This is a genomic window from Arthrobacter sp. 10T413_2 (genome assembly GCF_056394205.1).
In genome coordinates, this window is the sequence record NZ_JBFTHK010000265.1 from 1 (window position 1) to 4,493 (window position 4,493).

Sequence of the window (4,493 nt, forward strand, 5' to 3'; positions counted from 1 at the left end):
GTCCCAGCCAGCTGATGAACTCACAAATTCACTCTAGTGTGCATCCCCATAGAATGGACAGATGACCCTCAGCGTTGCGCTTGGCCCCGACACACGGGAGAGCACCCAGACCGGAACGGTGACGTCCACMGACGTCCTGACCGCCCCGGACATCCCCTGGAACCTCGTGATCTGGAATGATCCCGTGAATCTGATGAGCTACGTAAGTTACGTCTTCCGCAGCTATTTCGGATACTCGGAGGCCAAGGCCAACAAGCTCATGATGGAGGTCCACAAGAAGGGCCGCTCGATCGTGGCGCACGGCAGCAAGGAACAGGTGGAGCAGCACGCGGTCGCCATGCACGGCTACGGCCTCTGGGCGACGGTGGAAAAAGCCACCGGCGGCAGCGGGAGCGGTTCAGGCAAAGGCAAGGGAAAACGTGGCTAAGGCATTCAAGTACGGGCTCAAGGGCATCAAGGGCTACCTGGAGCCGGCTGAACGGGAACTGCTGCGCAGCCTTTTTGCCGACGTCATCTCCATGCTCGAGCCGGCCGAGCGGGCCAACGAGGACCCGCTGGCCGCCCTGGTGGGACTGGACGCCGACGCCCGCGAGCCCTCGGACCGGGCCCTGCGCCGGCTGCTGCCGAACGTGATGAAGAACGACGACGACGCCTCCCTCGAGTTCCGCCGGYACACCGAGCGCTCGCTGCGCGAAAGCAAGATCGGCGCGTTGAAGGCGGCCGCCCTGAGCCTGGACAGGGAGGACCTTGTCCTGACCCCGGCCGACGCCCGGCACTGGGCCACGGCCCTCAACGATGTCCGGCTGGTCCTGGCCGAACGCCTCGACATCCGCGACGACGCCGACGCGGACAACGTCCACCTCATGCAGGACTGGTCCCAGGCCGAGGACGTGGAAAGCTACCTGGCCCTCGTATACAACTTCACCACGTGGCTGCAGGAGTCTCTGGTCCAGGCGATGGTGCACTCGCTCGATGCCCGGCGCTGAGCGCGGGCGTGTGACACATGAGACACGAGTTGCACGCCACAATGTGATGGCCGCCCCGCAGACGTTGTCCTATCCTCGAATAATCATGACTTCAGCATCGAGTATGGACCCGGCCGCAGCTGTTGCCGCGGACTCCCCAGCGAGCAATACCGCCACCGGCCCCACGGGCCACGAACCGGCATCGGAGCTGGGATCGCGCCCCATCGGGGTCTTCGATTCCGGCGTCGGCGGGCTCACGGTGGCCCGGTCGATCATCGACCAGCTGCCCAACGAATCCATCCTGTATGTCGGCGACACCGCCAACGGCCCCTACGGTCCCCTTCCCATCGCCGAAGTCCGCGCCAACGCCCTCGGCGTCATGGACGAGCTCGTGGACTCCGGCGTGAAGCTGCTGACCATTGCCTGCAACTCCGCCTCGGCCGCCGTGCTGCGCGATGCCCGGGAGCGGTACACGGCCCGGTACGGAATTCCGKTGATCGAAGTGATCCAGCCGGCGGTGCGTCGCGCCGTCGCGGCGACCCGCACGGGCCGGGTGGGCGTGATCGGGACCTCGGCCACCGTGGGGTCGCGCGCCTACGAGGACACCTTCGCGGCCGCCCCGGACCTGGAGATCACATCCGTGGCCTGCCCGGCGTTCGTGCCCTACGTGGAGGCCGGGATCACCACGGGGCCGGAACTGCTMGCCGTCGCCCGCGACTACCTGGCACCGCTCATAGCCGCCGGCGTGGACACCGTGGTGCTCGGCTGCACGCACTACCCGCTACTCACGGGCGTGATCTCCTTCGTCCTGGGCGAGGACGTCACGCTGGTCTCCAGCGCCGAGGAAACGGCCAAGGATGTCTACCGTGCCCTCGCCTCCCGCGGTCTCGAGCGCATGGACGCCGCGGCCCCAGAGCACAATTTCATTGCCACCGGGGATGCCGCCCAGTTCGAACACCTCGCCCGGCGCTTTCTCGGCCCCGAGGTCCTCAGCGTCCGCCACGTGGACCACGTCGCGGCGCAGTACCCCACCGGCAGCCTCGCCCGGATCACCCCGGAGATGATCGCCGCCGCCCAGGCCGGCACGGGCCGCCCGCGGATCTCCAACTTCGTGGGCGGAGCCKCGKGCGGGGGAACACTGCTGTGAAGCTGACCATCGTGGKCTGCACCGGGTCCTTCCCGGGACCCGGCTCGCCGGCGTCGTGCTATCTGCTGACCGCCAACGACGGCGAGCGKAACTGGAAGATCGTCCTGGACATCGGCAGCGGCGCGCTGGGCGCGATCCAGCGCTACACGGACCTGGAGGACATTGACGCGATCTTCCTGACCCACCTGCACCCGGACCACTGCATGGACCTGTGCGGCCTGCATGTGGCCGTGCGCTGGAAGCCGGGCGGCTGGGGCAAGGGCCGGATTCCGGTGTGGGGACCGGCCGCCACCGCCGACCGCATGGCCACCGCCTACGGCCTGGACCTGGATCCCKGGATGYACGAGGAATTCGACTTCAGCAACTGGTCCGAGCGCAAGCCGGTGACCATKGGCCCGTTCACCGTTACCCCCTACGCCGTCAACCACCCGGTGGAAGAGGCCTATGCGCTCCGGGTCGAGGTCACCGAACCGGACAAGGACGGCAACCCCGTCACCCGCGTCCTGAGCTACTCCGGCGACACCGACTCCTGCAGCGGGCTCGAGGACGCGGCCCGCGATGCCGACCTCTTCCTGTGCGAGGCGGCCTTCGAGGAGGGCCGCGACGACGCCATCAAGGACGTGCACCTGACCGGCAAGCGGGCCGGGGAGGCCGCCGTCGCCGCCGGTGCCCGGCGGCTGCTGCTGACGCACATCCCCGTCTGGACGTCCCCGACCACCGTCATGGCCGAGGCCAAGGAGGTCTTCGGTAAGGACGTCGCCGTCGCCGTCGCGGGTGTGCACTACACCGTTTAGACACCGGCACCGGTGAGACGCCGGCGCAGTTTCGACGCCGGCACAGCCGGGGCCGGGCAAGTCGATAAGCTAAAGACATGACTTCCCCAGCTCCTACTGTCCCCGTCATCCGCGCCGACGGCCGCACCGCCGATCAGCTGCGCCCGATCAGCATCACGCGMGGCTGGTCCAAGCAAGCCGAAGGATCGGCCCTGATCGAGTTCGGCAACACCCGCGTGCTGTGCACGGCCTCCCTGACGGAGGGCGTCCCGCGCTGGCTCAAGGGCGAGGGCCGCGGCTGGGTCACCGCCGAATACGCCATGCTTCCCCGGGCCACGAACACCCGATCCGACCGCGAATCGGTCAAGGGGAAAATCGGCGGCCGCACGCACGAGATCTCCCGGCTGATCGGCCGCTCACTGCGCTCCATCATCGACACCAAGGCCCTCGGCGAGATCACGATCGTGCTGGACTGCGACGTCCTGCAGGCCGACGGCGGCACCCGCACCGCGGCCATCACCGGCGCCTACGTGGCCCTCGCGGACGCCATCCGCTTTGCGCGCGAGAAGAAGATGATCGCCAAGAACGCCGAGCCCCTGATCGACACCATCGCCGCGGTGTCCGTCGGCATCATMGACGGCGTGCCGATGCTCGATCTGCCCTACGTCGAAGACGTGCGCGCCGAGACGGACATGAACGTCGTGGTGACCGGCTCCGGAAAATTCGTGGAAGTCCAGGGCACCGCCGAGGGCGCGCCCTTCGACCGCGACGAGCTGAACAAGCTCCTGGACCTGGCGCTGCTGGGCACGGAGCAGCTCGCCGCCATCCAGCGCGACACCCTGGCGGAAGCCCCGTGACGGAGGCGCCCTCCACGGACCTGGCGGATGCCGGCAGCACGGCGCCCCGGCTGGTCCTCGCCACCCATAACCAAGGCAAGCTGCGGGAACTCCGCGAGCTGTTGCGCGGCCAGGTGCCCGGACTCGACGTTGACACGCAGGTAGTGGATGCCGGCGCCGTCGGAGCCCCCGACGTCGCCGAGACCGGGGTGACCTTCGCCGAAAACTCGCTCCTGAAGGCGCGGGCCGTGGCGGCGGCCACCGGGCTCGTGGCAATCGCCGACGACTCCGGACTGTCCGTTGACGTGCTGGGCGGTGCGCCCGGGATCTTCTCAGCGCGCTGGTCCGGCCGGCACGGCGATGACGCCGCGAACCTGCAGTTGCTCCTGGCCCAGCTCGCCGACGTACCGGATGAGTACCGCGGGGCCGCGTTCGTCTGTGCCGCGGCCCTGGCGGTGCMCGGGTCCGCGCCCGAGGACGGCCGGGAAGTCGTGGAGTACGGACAGCTGGAAGGGATGCTCCTGCGCGAGCCGCGCGGAGAAGGCGGCTTCGGCTACGACCCCGTCCTGCAGCCGAGCGGACTGGACCGCAGCTGCGCCGAGCTCAGTTCCGAGGAGAAGAACGCCATCAGCCACCGGGGCCATGCCTTCCGTGCACTCCTCCCGGCCATCGTCGAAKCCCTGGCCGGGACGTAGGCCGCCGCGGCAGGTGCCGTGTGATGCCCGCTGAGGGCGTTGTGAGTGCTTAAAGCAAGAGAGGCGCCCCACACTGT

The 4,493-nt window shown here is 68.6% G+C and carries 6 protein-coding genes; all 6 read left to right on the forward strand.

Annotated elements, in window-relative coordinates; all coding sequences use genetic code 11:
* Positions 1-61 precede the first annotated feature (61 nt).
* A complete protein-coding gene (clpS, locus tag AC1DBQ_RS22115) occupies positions 62-427 on the forward strand; it encodes an ATP-dependent Clp protease adapter ClpS (protein WP_091253439.1) in 366 nt (121 codons plus the stop codon).
* Positions 420-986, forward strand: coding sequence for a DUF2017 domain-containing protein (locus AC1DBQ_RS22120; RefSeq protein ID WP_476930553.1), 567 nt, complete (start codon positions 420-422; stop codon positions 984-986). Before clpS ends, AC1DBQ_RS22120 begins: the two co-directional genes overlap by 8 nt.
* An 85-nt stretch (positions 987-1,071) precedes the next feature.
* Entirely contained in the window at positions 1,072-2,112 is a 1,041-nt protein-coding gene (gene murI / locus AC1DBQ_RS22125; protein WP_476930554.1) for a glutamate racemase, read from the forward strand.
* Positions 2,109-2,906 carry an MBL fold metallo-hydrolase gene (locus AC1DBQ_RS22130; protein WP_476930555.1) on the forward strand — a complete coding sequence of 266 codons (798 nt, stop codon included), beginning with the start codon at positions 2,109-2,111 and terminating at the stop codon, positions 2,904-2,906. Before murI ends, AC1DBQ_RS22130 begins: the two co-directional genes overlap by 4 nt.
* A 77-nt stretch (positions 2,907-2,983) precedes the next feature.
* Complete coding sequence (gene rph, locus AC1DBQ_RS22135; protein WP_476930556.1) at positions 2,984-3,742, forward strand: ribonuclease PH; 759 nt, start codon at positions 2,984-2,986, stop codon at positions 3,740-3,742.
* A complete protein-coding gene (gene rdgB, locus AC1DBQ_RS22140) occupies positions 3,739-4,416 on the forward strand; it encodes an RdgB/HAM1 family non-canonical purine NTP pyrophosphatase (protein ID WP_476930557.1) in 678 nt (225 codons plus the stop codon). Before rph ends, rdgB begins: the two co-directional genes overlap by 4 nt.
* Positions 4,417-4,493: the final 77 nt, after the last annotated feature.